This window comes from Actinoplanes sp. NPDC023936, from assembly GCF_040639325.1.
Classification (GTDB): Bacteria; Actinomycetota; Actinomycetes; order Mycobacteriales; family Micromonosporaceae; genus Actinoplanes.
The window spans coordinates 111,486-128,118 of record NZ_JBEZZR010000018.1 but is presented as its reverse complement, the minus strand read 5'-3'; the positions used below and the strand labels follow the sequence as shown (position 1 = coordinate 128,118).

Sequence of the window (16,633 nt, the reverse complement as noted above, 5' to 3'; positions counted from 1 at the left end):
GTCAGAAGGGGAGAGGCCGCTCACTGTCCTCGCCCTGGAACGTGCCGATCTCCCGGAGCGCGTGCATCTTGTCACGGCCGCGCTCTATCGACGCCAACGCCCTGGTCAGGAACTGTTCGAAGTTGGCGAGGGCGGTGTCGACGTAGTCGTCCACCTCCTCGCGGAGCCGCTGCGCCTCGGTGCGGGCCTCCGCGATGATCCGCGCGCCCTCGTGCTCGGCCGAGACGGTGATCTCGTTGACCGAGACCAGGCGGGCGTGCTCGGCCTCACCCTCGCTGACGATCCGGTCGGCCTCGCGGCGACCGGCCTCGATGATCCGGTCGCGCTCCTCCAGCACCGCCGCGGCCTTGCGCAGCTCGGAGGGGAGCTCGGACCGGAGGATCTCCAGCCGGTCGATCATTTCGACACGGTCGAACATGAAATTCGTACGAGACATGGGTACGGAGCGCGCGTCCTGCACGAAATCGATGATCTCGTCGATCCGATCGAGTGGATCCACCGCTTCCTCACCCCATCCAACCGCCCCGCCCGCCACCCGACAGCGGACTGAAGGCGTTCCTCCGCGTGGTCCGAAACGTTACTGCGTCCGCGGCGTACCGGTTTCCGGCGCGCCGGAGCCGATCAGTTCTGCTTCAGACGGCTGATCAGACGTTCGAGTACCGGGTCGGGCAGATACGACGACGCGTCCCCGCCCCACTTGACCACGTCCTTGACGAGGCTCGAGGAGAGGAACGAGTACAGCGGATTGGTCGGCATGAACAGCGTTTCCACACCGGACAGCCCGATGTTCATCTGCGCCATCTGCAACTCGTAGTCGAAGTCGCTGACCGCGCGCAGCCCCTTGACCACGACGGCCGCGCCCTGGTCACGGCAGAAGTCCACAAGCAGTCCGTGGAACGCGGCGACGCGGACGTTGCCGTACTGGGCGGTGGACTCGCCCAGCATCTCGAGTCGTTCCTCGATGGTGAAGAGTCCCACCTTCGACTGGTTGATAAGCACGCCGATGATGACCTCGTCGAAGAGCCTGCTGGCCCTTCCGATGATGTCGAGATGCCCGTTGGTGACAGGATCGAAGGAGCCTGGACACACCGCTCGTCTCATGATCGGCGACCGTACCAAAGAGTGGTCTCGCCGTAACGCCGGGTGCGTTCGCCGACAAGGCCGTCCACCCAGCTCAACGGGCCACTACGACGAGATCTTTCGAAAACCACGACGGCGTCCGGCGCGAGCCAGCCCTGGGACACCAGAAGCTCCTGCACAGTGTCCACCTCGTCGGCGTCCAGCGCGTACGGCGGATCGGCGAAGACCACGTCGTACGGTCCGCCGTCCGGGGGTCCGGCGAGGACCTGCAGCACCTTTCCGGTGACCACGCGCGCGGCCGGACCGACACGGAGGGCCACGACGTTGTCACGGATGACCCGTGCCGCCTTGGCATCCGATTCCACCATCAGGGAGTGCGCGGCGCCCCGGGAGAGTGCCTCGAGAGCGACAGCGCCGGACCCGGCATAGAGGTCGGCGAACCGCGCATCGGAAATGTCCGTCATGGTGTCGAGTGAGCTGAACAGCGCCTCTCGCACACGGTCCGAAGTGGGCCTCGTGTTCGCGCCGGCGGGGGCGGAGAGGCGGCGGCCGCCGTGCGTGCCCGCGATAATCCTGGTCATCACCGCTGACGCTACTTCACCAGCAAAGTCAAGCCACCAGCCAGTGAAGATTTCCCTCGTCGCGGGCACTACGCGCGACGGCACCGTTCCGTTCGGTGGATGGAAGATCTCGGATTGATATCAAGAGGCTTGGCGGCCGCTGCACGGTTTCATTGATCTCGCGAAGTGACTATGGTCGGGCGACGTTGCGGGTCCGTTCTATCGTTCCCGCCGGATGACGCGGGGAGGCGTTGTCGCAGGTGTCGCTACGTCCACAAGCGACAGGTGCGGGCCCCTCGTGCACACCCTTCCTGACCCCTTACACAGGAGATGGCGTGAACCTGCCCCAGTCCCCGCTCCGCCGCTTCGGCTCGCTGGCCGCCGGCACCGTCCTCGGCCTCGCCGGCGTCGCTGTCGTCGCGTCGCCCGCTTTCGCCCACCACAGCGAGGTCACGGGCGAGTACTGCAAGACCGCCAGCGGCGACCTGGTCGTCACCTGGAACCTCGACGCCGTCGGCCAGCGGGTGGGCGAGGCCCGCCCGTACCGGCTGACCACGTGGAAGCCGAGCCCGGCCGGCACTGTCACGAACATCGCCGCCACCGAGGACGAGGACAAGTTCCCGTACACGGCGGGCACGGTCGTCACCGGCACCCAGACGATCACCGGCGCCGAGCCGGGAACCGCCCCCACGGTCGTCTACAAGGCCAAGTTCGACAACGGCAACGGCGACATCCACTCCAAGACCGCCACCGCCGTGGACAAGGGCACCTGTGCCCCCACCGAGCAGCCGCCCGCGGAGGAGCAGCCCCCCGCCGAGGAGCAGCCGCCCGCCGAGGAGCAGCCGCCCGCGGAGGAGCAGCCCCCCGCCGAGGAGCAGCCGCCCGCCTCCCAGCCGCCTGTCTCCGAGTCGCCGTCGGCCTCGCCGAGCACTCCCGCGACCCCGGACCTCCCCGCTGAGGACATCCCGGTCGATGCGGACATCAAGGACATCTTCGAGGTCACCTGCGACACCATGACGATCGGCCTGGACAACCCCACGGACAGCCTGCCGATCGACCTGCACTACAAGACCAGCAAGGGCGAGGAGCGCAACCTCACCATCAACCCGGGTGAGGCCAAGAGCGAGAAGTTCAGCGCCTCCGAGGGCTTCACTGTCGACCTGACCATCTCGGTCACCGCCGAGGGCGAGACCTTCAGCGAGACCGTCACCATCCCGTGGGAGAAGCCGGCCGGCGAGGACTGCGACGGCGGCACCGGCGGCGGCCTCCCCGTCACCGGCGCGGCTGCCGGCGGCATCGCCGGTGGCGCCGCGGCCCTGCTGGCCGTGGGTGCCGTCCTCTTCATGCTGGCGCGTCGCCGCAAGGTGAAGTTCACCGCCTGATCCGAGCAACACCGCAGTACCGAACACGGACCCAACCGGGAGGCGCGCCGACGGCAGATCTGGTCGGCGCGCCCCTTCGTCACACCCCTCTCGTTCCCCTGGGAGAACACTTTGCGCAGCACCCCTCTCAACCGTGTCGCGGCCGTGCTGGCCGGCGCGGTGCTGGGCCTGACGGCCCTGGCGAACCCGGCCGGCGCCACCGGTAACCACGGCACCAACGAGCAGACCGGCACCGGCGACCGGCACCGCTGTACCACGGTCGAGAAGGCCGAGTACAAGCACTGGTTCGACGGCAAGGCGGGCACCGCCAGCATCGAACTGACCAACGGCCCGCTGTGCAGCGGCGAGCAGGCGTTCTCCCTCGTGTCGTACACGGCGCCGTCGGCGACGTTCTCGACCCCGCAGTACGTCCTCGACCAGTCGACGCAGACGTTCAAGGCGCCCGACAGCAAGAACGAGCTCACCCCGAACCGTCTCGACTTCAAGGTCGAGGTTCCGGAGTGCTTCGCGCAGGTCGACTTCGTCTTCGGCAAGGACGTCATCCCGGTTCTGACCGACAAGGGCGACCGCTACAACGAGCGCAAGGTCGGTAGCCAGGTCGGCACCAAGCACGGCAGCAAGAAGTACAACTCCACCGCGGCCGAGGGCCAGCCGCAGAACGCCTGGGCCAACTTCGGCTCCGGCACCTGCGTGGCCGAGCCGGTCGTCGAGGCCTCGTCCGACTGCGACGGCAACGTCGTGCTCACGCTGATCAACCGGAGCACCCACAGCGCGACGTTCGAGATCACCGCGGACGGCGGCTTCACGCAGACCGAGAAGCTCGCGGTCCGCGCGCAGCCGAAGCCGGTCGACATCCCGGCCGCCAACGCGAAGAACATCGTCGTCACCTCCGGTGGCAAGGAGATCTACCGCGGCGGCTGGACCAAGCCCGAGGACTGCCAGGTTCCCGAGGTCGGCACCCCGGAGGCGAAGTTCGCCAGCAGCTGTGAGGGCCTGACCTTCACGATCACGAACCCGGAGAATGGCAAGCCCGTCACCGCCACCTTCACCCCGAACACCGGTGCGGCCCAGACCCTCACCGTGGAGCCCGGCCAGACCACGCCGGCCTTCTTCCCGGCTTCCGAGGGCCTCAAGGTCGTGGTCACCGGTGACCTGGACGTGCTGAACGGCGAGGTCGCCTGGACCAAGCCGGCCGACTGCGTCGTCACCCCGCCGTCCGAGGGCACGCCGAGCGACAGCCCGAGCGAGACGCCGTCCGAGTCCCCGTCGGCGACCCCGTCGGAGTCGGTCAGCGAGTCGGCCTCGCCGTCCGTGTCGACCAGCTCTTCGCCGGTCGCCACCACCCCGGTCAGCGACACCGAGGACGGCGGCTCGCTGCCGGTCACCGGCGCCGCTGCCGGTGGCATCGCGGGCGGTGCGGCTCTGCTGCTCGTCGTGGGCGCGGGTCTCTTCTTCATGGCCCGTCGGCGCAAGCTGAACTTCAAGGCCTGATCAGCAGTAGTCAGATCAGCCGGTAGCCAGATCAGCCGGTAGTCAGTGGAAGGGCGCGCCGAGCGGCGCGCCCTTTCTCATGTCCACTCGGGGAACGACCCGTCCTCCCGTGGCGGATAGGGACGCACGTTGCGCACCGCCGTGACCGGCAGGGGCGCGTAGATGTGCGGGAACTGCCGGCCGTCCGGCGACGGGGGCACACCGTCCTCCCAGACGAGCGAGCCCGGCGGCAGCGCGTCCGGGTCGATCTCCAGGGCCAGCAGGTCGGTCCGGCCGCGGAACAGCAGCGTCGCCGGAACGTGCACCCAGTCGGCCGGGGAGCAGTGGATGAACCCCTCGGTGGCGAGCGTGTCGCCCTCGTAGAAATCGACAGCGGACTCCCACGACGCGCGTGGGCAGATGTGCAGGATCAACCCTTCTCCAAGTACTCGGCGCGTTCCTCGTCGACCAGCACGGCCACCGAGGCGGCCAGCGCGGGATAGCGGGAGAGGTCGGGATCGTCGCCGATCAGCTCCGACGCCTCCGCCCGGGCCTCCTTGATCAGTTTCTCGTCACGCAGCAGCGAGAGCAGCCGCAGATGCGAGTGCTTGCCGGACTGGGACGCGCCGAGCACGTCACCCTCCCGGCGCTGCTCCAGGTCGATCTCGGAGAGTTTGAAGCCGTCCGTCGTGGAGGCCACCGCGTCCAGCCGCTCCCGGGCGGCCGAGCCCTCGGCCGCCTCGGTGTGCAGCAGGCAGATGCCGGGCGCCGAGCCACGGCCGACCCGGCCGCGCAGCTGGTGCAGCTGGGACACCCCGAACCGGTCGGCGTCCAGGATCAGCATCACCGTCGAGTTCGGCACGTCCACGCCCACCTCGATGACCGTGGTCGCCACCAGCACGTCCAGGTCACCCGCCGCGAACGTACGCATGACCTTGTCCTTGTCCTCGGCCGGCATCTTGCCGTGCAGCATGCCGATCCGCAGGCCCTTGAGGTAGTCGTGCTCGAGCAGCGGCAGCACCTCGGTGACCGCCAGCGGGGGCCGCCGAGCGCCCTCCTCGCCCTCTTTCGGAGGCGACTCGTCGTCCTCCCCGATCCGCGGGCACACCACGTAGGCCTGATGCCCGGCCCGCACCTCTTCCTTGATCCGCACCCACGCGCGGTCCAGATAGGCCGGTTTGTCCAGCGCGGGCACCACGTGCGACGCGATCGGCGACCGGCCCCGGGGCAACTGCGACAGGATCGACGTCTCCAGGTCGCCGTAGACAGTCATCGCCACCGTGCGCGGAATCGGCGTGGCCGTCATCACCAGCACGTGCGGTGGCCGGGCCGCCTTGGCACGCAACGCGTCCCGCTGCTCCACCCCGAACCGGTGCTGCTCGTCGACGACCACCAGCCCGAGATCCTTGAAGTCGACACCCTCGTACAGAAGGGCGTGTGTGCCCACGACGATGCCGGCGCTCCCGTCCGCGACCTTGGCCAGGGCCGCACGCCGGGCCGCCGCGCCGAGCGAGCCGGTCACCAGGGTCAGCTGGGTCCCCTCCGGGTCGCCGTCCAGCTCACCGGCCCGGCCCAGGGCGCCGAGTTGCGCGCTGATCCCGCGGAAGTGCTGCGTCGCGAGCACCTCCGTCGGCGCCAGCAGAGCCGCCTGTCCGCCGGCGTCCACGACCTGCAGCATCGCCCGTACCGAAACGAGGGTCTTTCCGGAACCGACCTCACCCTGGAGCAGCCGGTGCATCGGGTGCGGGCGGGCCAGGTCCGCGGCGATCTCCTCACCGACCTGGCGCTGGCCCTCGGTCAGCTCGTAGGGCAGGGCAGCGTCGAATTTCGCCAGCAACCCGGCCTCGGCGCGGGGCCGGGCGGTGCCGGGCGCCAGGGCCGCGCGTGCCCGGCGTTGCACGAGGGTCAGCTGTACGGCCAGAGCCTCGTCCCACTTCAGCCGGTGTTTCGCCCGGTACAGCGCGTCCTCCGAGCTCGGCCGGTGGATCTCCCGCAGCGCCGTCCCGATGCCGACCAGGCCGCGCTTGCCCCGCACGTCGCCGGGAAGCGGGTCGGGCGGCGGCTGGAACGTGTCCAGCAGCGTCCGCACGCATTTCGCGATCGTCCACGTCGGCACGGCCTGCGCCGCCGGGTAGACCGGGATCAGCGCGCCGGCGAACTCCTCGATCTCGGCGGCCGCGTCGTCCTGTGTGGCGTCGGCCTTGAGCAGCTGATAGGCGGGCCCGTTCAGCTGGCGTTTGCCACGGAACTCGGTGACCTTGCCGGCGAACAGGCCCCAGACGCCTTTGCGCAGCTCTCGCTCACGCCACGCCTGGTTGAAGAACGTGCAGGTCAGCGTCGCGCCCGAACCGTCACCGATGGTCACCTCGAGCATGTTGCCCTTGCGTGCCCGGAACGGCTTGAGGCTGATCCCCTGCACCTGGGCCAGCACCGTGACCTGCTCGTCCACCTCCAGCCGGCGCAGGTCGGTGTGCTCGCCGCGCTCGTCGTAGCGCCGCGGGAAGTGATAGATCAGATCCCCGGCGGTGTGCAGGTCCAGGTGGTCGGCGAGAGCCTTCGCGGTCTTCGCGCCGAGCACCTTGGTGAGCGGGGTGTCGGTCGTGGTCATTCGACTCCTGCCAGAAGGTGGTACCGCGGTTGTCCGCCCGCGTAGCACTGCAGCTCGATGAAGGGCCAGTTCCGGTGGGTGTGCTCCCTTATCCGGGCCTCGAGACCTGGCGGGGCGTCCGCGCCGAGCACGCAGGTGACCAGCTCGCCGCCGCCGCCGAGCATCCGGTCCAGCAGCAGGCGGCTGACCTCTGTCACATCGTCGCCGATCACGTGCACCTCACCGTCGACCAGCCCGAGCAGGTCACCCGCACGGCACGGGCCGGCCACCGTGAGAGCGTCCCGCTGCGCGGTGCAGACCTCGCCGTACCGGCACGCGCCGGCCGCCTCCGCCATCGCGATCACGTCGTCGGCGAACGGCCGCTGCGGGTCCCGCACCGCCAGAGCGGCGAGCGCCTGCACCGGCGACCGCGTCGGCACCACGCTGACCTGCACTCCCCCGGCCGCCGCCTCGCGCGCCGCCGAAGTGGCGACGGCATGCGTGTTCGCGTCGTTCGGCAGCACCACCACCGAGCCGGCCCCGGTCGCGGCGATCGCGGCGAGCAGCTCCGCCGTCGACGGGTTCCGGTCCACGACAGTGGCGCCCTCGGACTCGAACAGCGCGGTCAGCCCATCGCCCGCGGCGACCACCACCGCGGCCCGGAGATCATGTCCAGGCCGTCGTTCCTCGAGCCTTGTCACACTTATCTTGTACGGCCGGCCGGCCTCGATTCCCGCCTCGATCGCGGGTCCGACGTCGGCGACGTGCACATGAACGTTCCACGTGCCGTCCCCGGTGCCGACGACGACGAGGGAGTCACCGAGGGCGTCGAGGGTCTCGCGGAGGGTGGTGACGGCTTCCGGTGGGGCGTCCAGAAGGTACTGAACCTCGTAGCCGTAACCGGTGCAGTCGTCCTGGTCTGCCGGCTTGTGCTGGTCCGCCGGCTCGTCCCGGTTCGCTGGCTCGCCCCGGTTCGCTGGCTCGCGCCGGTTCGCCGGCTCGGCTTGATCCGCCGGCTCGGCTTGATTCGGCTCGTCCTGGTCGCGTATTCCGACAATTGCCTTGTCTTCCGCGTCATCGCCCGCCACCGCGTCGACCAGGGCGTCCAGCAGCAGGCACAAGCCGCGCCCACCGGCGTCGACCACGCCCGCCCGGGCCAGCACCGGCAGCTGCTGCGGGGTGCGGTCCAGCGCCTCCGCGGCCGCCCGGGCCGCCGCGCGCGCCACCGCCAGCAGGTCGTCCGACTTGATCCGGCCGGCGCCCTCGGCGGCGGCTGCCACGACCGAGAGCACCGTGCCCTCCACCGGACGGGCCACCGCCGCGTACGCCGCATCGGTCGCCATCCGCAGAGCGCGCGCCAGCTCCCGGCCCCGGACCGTGACCACCGTCGCGAACGTGTCCGCCATCCCGCGCAGGATCTGCGAGACGATCACGCCGGAGTTGCCCCGCGCCCCGAGCAGGGCCCCGCGCGCCATCCGCCGCATCAGGCGGTCGACCGGGCGGCCCGGCTCCGGGGTCTCCTCGTCGAGCGCCGCATAGGCCGCGGTCAGGGTCAGGACCAGGTTGGTGCCGGTGTCGCCGTCGGGCACCGGGTAGACGTTCAGGTCGTCGATCTCACGCTGGTGTGCCCGGAGCGACTCCAGCCCACCACCGCACCAGCGACGGACCGTGGCGGCATCGAGGGTCTCCAGCACGCGAAAATCGTACTAACCACCCCCGACAATCGCCCGGGCACGCACCCTGAGCGGGGGCGATTGGTTCTAACCCCGGTGAGTCGGGTAAGCTCGCCGGGTTGCCTGGCTGAGGTTGATCGCTAGGCGCCTTCAGTTTCGTTTCAAACCCAGGAGTATCCCGTGGCTAGCGTGTGCGACGTCTGTGGCAAGGGACCGGGCTTCGGCCACAACGTGTCCCACTCGCACCGGCGGACCAACCGCCGCTGGAACCCGAACATCCAGTCGGTGCGCACCCCGGCCGGTGGCGGGACGACCAAGAAGGTCAAGGCCTGCACCTCGTGCATCAAGGCCGGCAAGGTCACGCGCGCCTGACCCTCTGAATTTCACATCGTTGTAGCCGCCGAGCCTGAGGGTTCGGCGGCTACAACGCGTTCGCGCACCAGATGTGCGCCGCGCCCAGCCGCGCCCCCGCGGCGGCAGCAGCCGCGGCAGCGGCGCTACAGGGGCTTGGCGTAGGAGAGAACACCCTCATGCCCGGCATAGAACCCGAAGTCCTCGATCCGCACATATCCCGCCGATTCGTACAGCGCGATCGCCTCCGGCTGACGGTCCCCTGTCTCGAGGATCACCCGCGAACACCCCGCCGCCTTCGCCGACTCCTCGATCGCCGCCAGCATGCGCCGGGCCACCCCGCGGCCACGCGCCTCGGCCAGCGTGAACATCCGCTTCAGCTCCGCGTCCGCGGACCCGTGGCGGCGCCAGCCCGCGCTCCCGATCAGCTTTCCGTCCAGCGACGCCACCAGGAAAGCCCCGTTCGGCGGCGCGAAGTCCGTGCCGCTGATCGGGGTGTCGTCGCCGGTGCCGCCGTAGCGCTCGGACAGGTCTCGCAGGTTCGCCGCCACCAGCCGCTGAACGTCCGGGTCGTCGAAGTCCGCCAACTTGATCTTGATCTCTGACACGAGAGACAGGCTAACCAACGTCAGCGGAAGTGATCCCAGCCCAGGCCCCCGGTCCACGGCTTACGGTCGACCGTCACGCCCTCGCCGTCGTGGACCGCGCCGATCACCTGCCAGCCGGCCGGCAACTCCACGCCGGGCGGGAACGTGGCGGCCAGCGGATGGTCGTCCCCACCGGCGAGAACCCAGTGGTACGGGTCCACCCCGAGCGCCTTGGCGGCGTCCCGCATCTGGTCGGGTACGTCGAATGCGTCCCGGTGCACGTCGATCGCGACGAGACTGGCAGTCGCGATGTGCCCGAGATCCTGCAGCAGCCCGTCCGAGACGTCGATCATCGAGGTCGCGCCGACCCGTGCCGCGAGCGGGCCGGACGCGTACGGGACGGCCGGCCGCCGGTACGCCTCGACGAGCTTCTTGGGCGTCCGGAATCCCCGGGAGAGAACGGTGAGCCCCGCGGCCGCGTACCCGATCCGGCCGGAAAGGGCGAGAACGTCGCCCGGCTGGGCCCCGTCGCGCCGGACCGGCTCCACCCCGCCCAGGTCCCCCAGCGCGGTGACCGCGATGGTGAGCGTCGGGCTGGCGGACGTGTCGCCGCCGACGACGCTCGCGCCGACCAGCGCGGCCTCGGCGGTCAGGCCGTCGGCGAGGCTCTCCACCCATTCGCTCTCCACGCCGGGTGGCACGCAGAGGGCGACGAGCAGCGCGGTCGGCACGGCGCCCATGGCGGCGATGTCGGCGAGGTTGGCGGCGGCGGCCCGGTGCCCGATGTCGGCGGGTCCGCACCAGTCGCGGCGGAAGTGGCGGCCGTCGACGAGCACGTCGGTGGAGGCCACCACCCGCCCGTCGGCGGCGCGCACGATGGCGGCGTCGTCACCCGGCCCGAGCAGGGTGGACGGGCTGGTGCCGAGACGGGAGACGATTCGGCCGATCAGTCCGAATTCGCCGCCTTCGGAGATGCTCACGTCTAAGTCCTTCGATGGTGGCGTCCCGCTCCCGGGTCGCTTCGTACGGTAGTTTCACGACCGGGGATCACCGACAGTGGCGGATAGGAGTCGATCGTGGTCCAGGCATACATCCTCATCCAAACCGAGGTCGGTAAGGCCCGTGACGTGGCCGCCGCGATCGAGAAGATTCCGGGGGTCGTCCGGGTGGACGCCGTGACCGGGCCGTACGACGTGGTCGTCCTCACCGAGGCGCACACCGTGGACGAGCTCGGCGGCCTGATTGTGAGCAAGGTCCAGTACGTGCCGGGCATCACGAGGACGCTCACCTGCTCCGTGGTAAACCTCTGAGCATGGCGAAACAGGACACCACACGGGAAAAAGACCCGGCGACCCGAGCAGCCGCCCTCTGGGCGACCGTGATCGCCGTTCCGGTGGCACTCCTGGTCGGTGTCCTAGCATTTATCGCAATTCAACCAGATAAATCCGAAAAAGCGGACAACACGCCGGTCGCCATGCCGAGCACGCCCGTCGTCATGGACGCGCCGAAACTCGACGACCGTGCCGCCACCGTCTGCCTCGCGGTCACCTCACAGCTCCCGGCGAAGATCCGGGAGCTGCCGGCCCGTGCGGTCTCCGCCGGCCACGAGCAGAACGCCGCCTACGGCGAGCCGCCGGTCACGGTCTCCTGCGGCGTGCCGGCGCCGATCATGTGCGAGTCGCTCGACGACGAGACCCCCGGTTGCGTCCCGATGGACACCGAGCTATTGATCATGAACCGGGTCTGCTGGTACGCGAAGACCGGCGCCGACGCGGCCACCGTCACCACGATGGACCGGGAGGTCCCGGTGACGGTGACCGTGCCGAACACCTACGAGAACCCGGCGCAGTGGGCGAACGAGTTCTCCGACACGATCGTGGAGACCGTGAAGTCGAAGCCGGTCGCCGAGATGCCCAGCGGGTGCCAGATCAGTTAGTGCAGGCCGGTCCCGCGCCGCAGCGCGGTGCGGATCAGCCGGTCGACCACCTTCGGGTACTCCAGGCCGGTCGCCGCCCACATCATCGGGAACATCGACGTCGGCGTCATCCCCGGCATCGTGTTGATCTCGTTGAGGAAGACCTCGCCGGACCCGGTCACGAAGAAGTCCACGCGCGCCAGCCCGGCACAGTCCAGGGCGGTGAACGTCCGCAGCGCGTACTCCTGCACCTGGCGAGTGATCTCGGGAGAGAGCGACGCCGGGATCGTGTAGCGGCTCCCGACCAGGTACTTGGTCTCGAAGTCGTACCAGTCCGCGTCGTCCACGTGGATCTCGGCGAGCAGGGACGCCTCGGGCGCGCCACCGGCCTCGCCCTCCAGCACGCCGCACTCGATCTCCCGGCCCACGATGGCGGCCTCGACGAGCACCTTCGGGTCGATCTGCCGGGCCGTGGCGACGGCCGCGTCCAGGTCCGCCCAGTCGGTGACCTTGGTGATCCCGGTGGACGAGCCGGCCCGGGACGGCTTCACGAAGACCGGCAGCCCGAGGCGCTCCTTGTCCGCTTCCGACAGGGAGACGCCGGCGCGGAGCACCGCGTACGGCCCGACCGGGATGCCCTCGGCGGCCGCGAGCTTCTTGGTGAACTCCTTGTCCATGGCCGCCGCGGAGGCGAAGACGTTCGCCCCGACATACGGAATCCCGGCCATCTCCAGCATTCCCTGGATCGTGCCGTCCTCGCCGTAGGCGCCGTGCAGCACCGGGAAGACGACGTCCACGCCGTCCAGCGAGGGAAGCCCGTCCTGAACGATCAGCTCGGTCACCGTCGGGTCCGCCGCGAGAACCACCGAACTGCCCGAGGACGCGGTGATCTCGGGCAGGGTCCGGCCCTGGATCGTCAGCTGCGAGGCCTCGCCCGTGGGAAGAACCCAGCGACCCTCGCGGGTGATTCCGACCGGAACCGCCTCGTACTGATCCGGGTCCAGCGCGCCGAGGATGGCGCCCGCGCTCACGCAGGAAATGGCGTGCTCAGTGCTGCGACCGCCGAAAACGATCGCGACGCGGGTCTTCCGGGGGGTGGTCACTCTTCTCTGTGCCTCTCGCTAGCGGTCATGCCGGGGGTGACCCTACTCTGCGTAAGCCAAATATGGGATGTGCCGAGGCGGGGGGAACGAACAGGTCATGGCACCAGCACTCCACGTGATCGCCGGGCCGGGTCCGGGCCAGCTGGCGACGATGGCGCACCCCTCCGACGAGCCGTGGTCGGCGCCGGAGCTGGGGGCGCTGGCCCGGGCCGGCGTGCAGATCCTGGTCGGCACGACGGAGGCCGCCGGCGACACGGCCGGCATCGAGCTGATCCCGTTCCCGGACACCACCGATCCGGCGAAGCGGGAGGAGGCCACCGCGATGGTCGCGCTCGCCGCCCGCCTCGCCCAGGACGTCCGCGCCGGCCGCTTCGTGGTCACCCAGTCCTCGTCCGGCACCGGCCGGTCCACCCTGCTCGCGGTGATGACGCTGGTCCTGCTCGGCATCCGCCCCGGCGAGGCCCTGCGCCGCATCGGCGGCCGCACCACCGCCGAGGTCCCCCGCGACTGGCTCCACGACTTCGTCGCCACCAACGGATAACCCCAGGGCAGGGGGTACGCCCCGTCCGGCACACAACCGCACCGGACCCGTCCCGGGAGCCGGCCGACTGACGCCCCTTCCGCCGGCTCACGCCGGCGCCGGCCCCGGTGTCACGCCGCGGTGAAGGTCTGCGGCAGGACGCCCGAGTCCCAGAGCGAGTCCAGATGGGCCAGGAACCCCGTCACGGTGCGTTCCAGCTCCCGCCGCTCGTCCGCCGGGAGCAGCGCCAGCGGGTCCGAGAAGATCAGCCCCTCCGGGTGCTTGGCGCGGGTGCCCACGAACTTGCCGCACCCGCCGCACCAGACATAGCTGACGAGCGTAGGCCGCCGCGCGTTCGCCGGCGTCGTCACGTAGGCCCGCAGCCGCCGGGCGCCGCACGACGGGCACTCCCGCTCCCCCGGCGCCAGGAAGAAGCTCTCCCCGAGGGTGAGGGCCGCCACCTCGTCGGCGGAGAACGTGCCGGTCACCGAGACGCGTCCAGGGCCGCCGTCACGTCCGCGATCAGATCCGCGGTGTCCTCGATCCCGCAGGAGAACCTGACGAACCCCGGCGAGGTGTCGTCACCCCACTGCGCCCGCCGGTCCGCGGTGGTGTGCACGCCACCGAACGACGTCGCCGCGAACACCAGGCGCGCCGCGTCCAGGAACCGGGCCACCCGCTCGGCCGTGCCCAGGTCGAACGAGACCACCCCGGGGATCCGCCGCATCTGCGCCGACGCCACCGCGTACGACGGGTCGGAGGGCAGTCCCGGCCATCGCACCCCCGTCACGTCCGCCCGGCTCACCAGCAACGACGCGAGCGCCTCCGCGTTCTGGCTCTGCCGGGCCAGCCGCAGGTCGAGCGTCGCGATCGAGCGGTGCGCCAGCCAGCAGTCGAACGCGCCCGGCACCGCGCCGGTCTGCTTGCGCCACGTCTCGATCCTGCCGAGCAGTTCCGGGTCGGCGGCCGCCACGTAGCCGAGCAGCACGTCGGAGTGCCCGGTCAGCGCCTTGGTGCCGGACGCGACCACCAGGTCGGCGCCGAGCGCGAGCGGGTTCTGCCCGAGTGGCGTGGCGGTGGTGTTGTCGACGGCGACGAGCGCGCCCGCCTCGTGCGCCAGCGCGGCGATCGCGCGCACGTCGCAGACGTCCAGGCCCGGGTTGGCCGGCGTTTCCAGCAGCACGAGCCGCACCCCGGTGAGGTCCGGAACCGGGCCCGCGGTGGGCACCAGAACCGTTTTCACCCCGAGATCGCGCAGGAAGCTCTCGGCGAACGCCCGTACCGTGAAATAGCCGTCCGCCGGAAGCGCGACGGTGTCGCCGGCGCGCAGCACCGCGAGCAGCAACGCGGTGATCGCCGCCTGGCCGCTGGCGAAGGCCAGCGCGGACCCGCCTTCGAGCTCGCCGATCGCGGCTTCCAGGAGCTCCCGGGTGGGGTGCTCGGTGCGGGCGTACCCGTGCGTGCCCGGACCGGTCGCCGGGTCCAGGTGGTAGGGCGCCGCGAAGACCGGGCCGGGCAGGAACGGCTCGCCGACGGCCGGTGCGGGGAGACCGGCGTGGACGGAACGGGTGCCGTCGGAAAAGGAGTCACTCACTCGGGTTTCATCTCTCGTGTCATCAGTAGTTTCACCGCGACCCGCGGGTCGGCGCCCTCGTGGCAGACCCGTTCCACCTGTTCGACGATCGGCATCTCGACGCCGTTCGCCCGGGCCAGGTCGCGGATGGAGAGGCAACTCTTGACGCCCTCGGCGGTCTGCCGGGTGGCGACCTGCGCCTGTTCCAGCGTCTCGCCCCGGCCGAGGTGCTCACCGAAGGTCCGGTTCCGGGCCAGCGGCGAGGAGCAGGAGGCGACCAGGTCGCCGAGACCGGCCAGGCCGGCGAACGTGAGCGGGTCGGCGCCGAGCGCCACACCGAGCCGGGCCGTCTCGGCCAGGCCGCGGGTGATCAGCGACGCCCGGGTGTTGTCGCCGAGGCCGATCGCGACCGCCATCCCGTAGGCCAGCGCGATCACGTTCTTGGTGGCGCCACCGAGCTCGCAGCCGATCACGTCGTCACTGGTGTACGGCCGGAAGTACGGCGTGGCGAGCGCGTGCTGCACCTGTTTGGCGCGCCCCTCGTCGGAGCAGGCCACCACCGTGGCGGTGGGCTGCCGCGCGGCGATCTCGGGCGCCAGGTTCGGCCCGGAGACCACCACCACCCGGTCCGCGGCGACACCTGCCGTCTCGACGATGACCTCGCTCATCCGTTTCAGGGTGCCGAGCTCGATGCCCTTCATCAGCGAGACCACTGTCGCGTCGGAGGGGAACGCGCCGGCCCAGTCCGCCAGGTTGCCGCGCAGGGTCTGCGACGGCACCGCGATGGCGATCAGCTCGGCCCCGGCCACCGCTTCGGCCAGGTCGGTCGTGCCGGTCACCGAGTCGGCGAGGCGGACACCCGGAAGTGATCCCTCGTTGCCGCGCCGCTCCCTGATCTCGGCGGCGACGGCCTCACGCCGCGCCCACATGGTGACCTGCGATCCGGCGTCACCGAGCACCTTCGCGAACGCGGTACCCCAGGCTCCGGATCCGATGACGGCGGCCCTCATGAAGCGTCCTCCGAGGTAGAGGCCCGGCGTGCGGGCCGATCGTAGAGCGCCGGCGGTTCGCCGTCGCGGATCTCAGCGAGCAGGTCCCGGATGTCGAGCATGATCGCGTCGGTCATCTCCTGCAGCACCGCACGGGTCGGCGGGGCGCCGTCCCACCGGCTCAGGTCGACCTGTCTTCCGGCGATGACCGTCACCGGCGTACGCCGGAGCCGCAGTCTGTTGGTCCGCGGGTCGAAGATCGTCTGCGGTCCCCAGGTGGCGATCGGCACGACCGGAGCCCCGGTGAGCAGCGCGAGGCGGGCCGCGCCGGTCTTGCCCCGCATCGGCCAGAGGTCCGGGTGGCGGGTGGTCGTGCCCTCCGGGTAGATCACCACGGCGCCGCCCTCGTCCAGCGCCGTGACCAGGGCCTCCACCGATCTCACGGCCTCCGCGCTGCCCCGCTCGACCGGAATCTGCCGGGTCTTGCGCAGCAGGTAGCCGATGATCGGCACGTTCCAGATGCTGGCCTTGCCCAGGAACCGCGGCCACCGCGGCACCCGGTAGATGAAGTGGGCCACCACCAGCGGGTCGAAGTGCGAGACGTGGTTCGGAACCAGGATCACCGGTCCGGTGCGCGGGACGTTCTCCCGGCCGATCCAGGTCTTCCTGGTGAGAACGGTCATGACGGGAAGAACCAGCATCACCGCGACACGCTGCCAGAATCCCAGCCTGAGCTGCGCCACGGCTTCTCCCGTCCCTCGATCGGCGACGTACCCCGCGCCGCGCCGACTCCACCTGTTCACCTGCGGAGAAATCATGCCCGCTGGGGACCGGGAGAACCAG

19 protein-coding genes are annotated in these 16,633 nt (G+C 70.5%); 6 read left to right on the top strand and 13 right to left on the bottom strand.

Going from position 1 to position 16,633, the window contains the following annotated elements; translation table 11 throughout:
* Position 1: 1 nt before the first annotated feature.
* The 3 genes from AB0F72_RS23470 to rsmD form a co-directional block, all read right to left on the bottom strand.
* The gene (locus AB0F72_RS23470) at positions 2 to 499 is read right to left on the bottom strand and encodes a hypothetical protein (protein WP_014447175.1); all 498 of its coding nucleotides are present in this window, start codon (positions 497 to 499) and stop codon (positions 2 to 4) included.
* 122 nt (positions 500 to 621) lie between these two features.
* Entirely contained in the window at positions 622 to 1,101 is a 480-nt protein-coding gene (gene coaD, locus AB0F72_RS23465; RefSeq protein ID WP_360435044.1) for a pantetheine-phosphate adenylyltransferase, read from the bottom strand.
* Positions 1,098 to 1,661: a 16S rRNA (guanine(966)-N(2))-methyltransferase RsmD gene (gene rsmD / locus AB0F72_RS23460; protein WP_360435042.1), complete on the bottom strand. Its 564-nt coding sequence runs from the start codon at positions 1,659 to 1,661 to the stop codon at positions 1,098 to 1,100. Before rsmD ends, coaD begins: the two co-directional genes overlap by 4 nt.
* A 314-nt stretch (positions 1,662 to 1,975) precedes the next feature.
* On the opposite strand from rsmD, the gene AB0F72_RS23455 reads away from it, so the two are divergent.
* Both AB0F72_RS23455 and AB0F72_RS23450 read left to right on the top strand, forming a co-directional pair.
* The gene (locus tag AB0F72_RS23455) at positions 1,976 to 3,022 is read left to right on the top strand and encodes a hypothetical protein (RefSeq protein ID WP_360435040.1); all 1,047 of its coding nucleotides are present in this window, start codon (positions 1,976 to 1,978) and stop codon (positions 3,020 to 3,022) included.
* A gap of 111 nt (positions 3,023 to 3,133) precedes the next feature.
* Positions 3,134 to 4,513: a hypothetical protein gene (locus AB0F72_RS23450; protein WP_360435038.1), complete on the top strand. Its 1,380-nt coding sequence runs from the start codon at positions 3,134 to 3,136 to the stop codon at positions 4,511 to 4,513.
* Positions 4,514 to 4,590: 77 nt separating this feature from the next.
* Here AB0F72_RS23450 and AB0F72_RS23445 read toward each other — a convergent pair whose 3' ends face one another.
* The 3 genes from AB0F72_RS23445 to AB0F72_RS23435 are packed head-to-tail and all read right to left on the bottom strand — an operon-like array spanning position 4,591 to position 8,773.
* Positions 4,591 to 4,926: a DUF952 domain-containing protein gene (locus AB0F72_RS23445; RefSeq protein WP_360435036.1), complete on the bottom strand. Its 336-nt coding sequence runs from the start codon at positions 4,924 to 4,926 to the stop codon at positions 4,591 to 4,593.
* Positions 4,923 to 7,100, bottom strand: coding sequence for an ATP-dependent DNA helicase RecG (gene recG, locus AB0F72_RS23440; RefSeq protein ID WP_360435034.1), 2,178 nt, complete (start codon positions 7,098 to 7,100; stop codon positions 4,923 to 4,925). The genes AB0F72_RS23445 and recG overlap by 4 nt, the downstream gene beginning before the upstream one ends.
* A complete protein-coding gene (locus AB0F72_RS23435; protein WP_360435032.1) occupies positions 7,097 to 8,773 on the bottom strand; it encodes a DAK2 domain-containing protein in 1,677 nt (558 codons plus the stop codon). Before AB0F72_RS23435 ends, recG begins: the two co-directional genes overlap by 4 nt.
* A 159-nt stretch (positions 8,774 to 8,932) precedes the next feature.
* Between AB0F72_RS23435 and rpmB the strand changes: the two genes are divergently transcribed.
* Positions 8,933 to 9,124 carry a 50S ribosomal protein L28 gene (rpmB, locus tag AB0F72_RS23430; protein ID WP_014447183.1) on the top strand — a complete coding sequence of 64 codons (192 nt, stop codon included), beginning with the start codon at positions 8,933 to 8,935 and terminating at the stop codon, positions 9,122 to 9,124.
* 125 nt (positions 9,125 to 9,249) lie between these two features.
* Here the strand turns inward: rpmB and AB0F72_RS23425 are convergent, their stop codons facing one another.
* Together AB0F72_RS23425 and AB0F72_RS23420 are read right to left on the bottom strand one after the other, a co-directional pair.
* A complete protein-coding gene (locus AB0F72_RS23425) occupies positions 9,250 to 9,711 on the bottom strand; it encodes a GNAT family N-acetyltransferase (protein ID WP_360435030.1) in 462 nt (153 codons plus the stop codon).
* Between the two features lie 20 nt (positions 9,712 to 9,731).
* Positions 9,732 to 10,670 (bottom strand): thiamine-phosphate kinase, encoded by a 939-nt coding sequence (locus AB0F72_RS23420; protein ID WP_360435028.1) that lies wholly within the window; start codon positions 10,668 to 10,670, stop codon positions 9,732 to 9,734.
* 96 nt (positions 10,671 to 10,766) lie between these two features.
* On the opposite strand from AB0F72_RS23420, the gene AB0F72_RS23415 reads away from it, so the two are divergent.
* Positions 10,767 to 11,000 carry an Lrp/AsnC ligand binding domain-containing protein gene (locus tag AB0F72_RS23415; RefSeq protein ID WP_014447186.1) on the top strand — a complete coding sequence of 78 codons (234 nt, stop codon included), beginning with the start codon at positions 10,767 to 10,769 and terminating at the stop codon, positions 10,998 to 11,000.
* Between the two features lie 2 nt (positions 11,001 to 11,002).
* Positions 11,003 to 11,626, top strand: a complete 624-nt coding sequence (locus tag AB0F72_RS23410; RefSeq protein WP_360435026.1) for a DUF3515 domain-containing protein — start codon at positions 11,003 to 11,005, stop codon at positions 11,624 to 11,626.
* Here AB0F72_RS23410 and AB0F72_RS23405 read toward each other — a convergent pair.
* Positions 11,623 to 12,708: a D-alanine--D-alanine ligase family protein gene (locus AB0F72_RS23405; protein WP_360435024.1), complete on the bottom strand. Its 1,086-nt coding sequence runs from the start codon at positions 12,706 to 12,708 to the stop codon at positions 11,623 to 11,625. The genes AB0F72_RS23410 and AB0F72_RS23405 overlap by 4 nt on opposite strands.
* A gap of 97 nt (positions 12,709 to 12,805) precedes the next feature.
* Here AB0F72_RS23405 and AB0F72_RS23400 point away from each other — a divergent pair, with 97 nt between their 5' ends.
* Positions 12,806 to 13,249, top strand: coding sequence for a hypothetical protein (locus AB0F72_RS23400; RefSeq protein ID WP_360435022.1), 444 nt, complete (start codon positions 12,806 to 12,808; stop codon positions 13,247 to 13,249).
* A 110-nt stretch (positions 13,250 to 13,359) separates the two neighbouring features.
* On the opposite strand, the gene AB0F72_RS23395 is transcribed toward AB0F72_RS23400, so the two are convergent.
* The 4 genes from AB0F72_RS23395 to AB0F72_RS23380 are packed head-to-tail and all read right to left on the bottom strand — an operon-like array spanning position 13,360 to position 16,533.
* Positions 13,360 to 13,716 (bottom strand): hypothetical protein, encoded by a 357-nt coding sequence (locus AB0F72_RS23395; protein WP_360435020.1) that lies wholly within the window; start codon positions 13,714 to 13,716, stop codon positions 13,360 to 13,362.
* A complete protein-coding gene (locus tag AB0F72_RS23390; RefSeq protein WP_360435018.1) occupies positions 13,713 to 14,822 on the bottom strand; it encodes a cystathionine gamma-lyase in 1,110 nt (369 codons plus the stop codon). Before AB0F72_RS23390 ends, AB0F72_RS23395 begins: the two co-directional genes overlap by 4 nt.
* Positions 14,819 to 15,811, bottom strand: a complete 993-nt coding sequence (locus tag AB0F72_RS23385; protein WP_360435016.1) for an NAD(P)H-dependent glycerol-3-phosphate dehydrogenase — start codon at positions 15,809 to 15,811, stop codon at positions 14,819 to 14,821. The genes AB0F72_RS23390 and AB0F72_RS23385 overlap by 4 nt, the downstream gene beginning before the upstream one ends.
* Complete coding sequence (locus AB0F72_RS23380) at positions 15,808 to 16,533, bottom strand: lysophospholipid acyltransferase family protein (protein WP_360435014.1); 726 nt, start codon at positions 16,531 to 16,533, stop codon at positions 15,808 to 15,810. Before AB0F72_RS23380 ends, AB0F72_RS23385 begins: the two co-directional genes overlap by 4 nt.
* Positions 16,534 to 16,633 lie beyond the last annotated feature (100 nt).

What these genes read in the sequence shown, in the direction of transcription:
- coaD (WP_360435044.1), bottom strand. Translation starts at nt 1,101, where the DNA reads ATGAGACGAGCGGTGTGTCCAGGCTCCTTCGATCCTGTCACCAACGGG.
- rsmD (WP_360435042.1), bottom strand. Translation starts at nt 1,661, where the DNA reads ATGACCAGGATTATCGCGGGCACGCACGGCGGCCGCCGCCTCTCCGCC.
- recG (WP_360435034.1), bottom strand. Translation starts at nt 7,100, where the DNA reads ATGACCACGACCGACACCCCGCTCACCAAGGTGCTCGGCGCGAAGACC.
- AB0F72_RS23410 (WP_360435026.1), top strand. Translation starts at nt 11,003, where the DNA reads ATGGCGAAACAGGACACCACACGGGAAAAAGACCCGGCGACCCGAGCA.
- AB0F72_RS23400 (WP_360435022.1), top strand. Translation starts at nt 12,806, where the DNA reads ATGGCACCAGCACTCCACGTGATCGCCGGGCCGGGTCCGGGCCAGCTG.
- AB0F72_RS23385 (WP_360435016.1), bottom strand. Translation starts at nt 15,811, where the DNA reads ATGAGGGCCGCCGTCATCGGATCCGGAGCCTGGGGTACCGCGTTCGCG.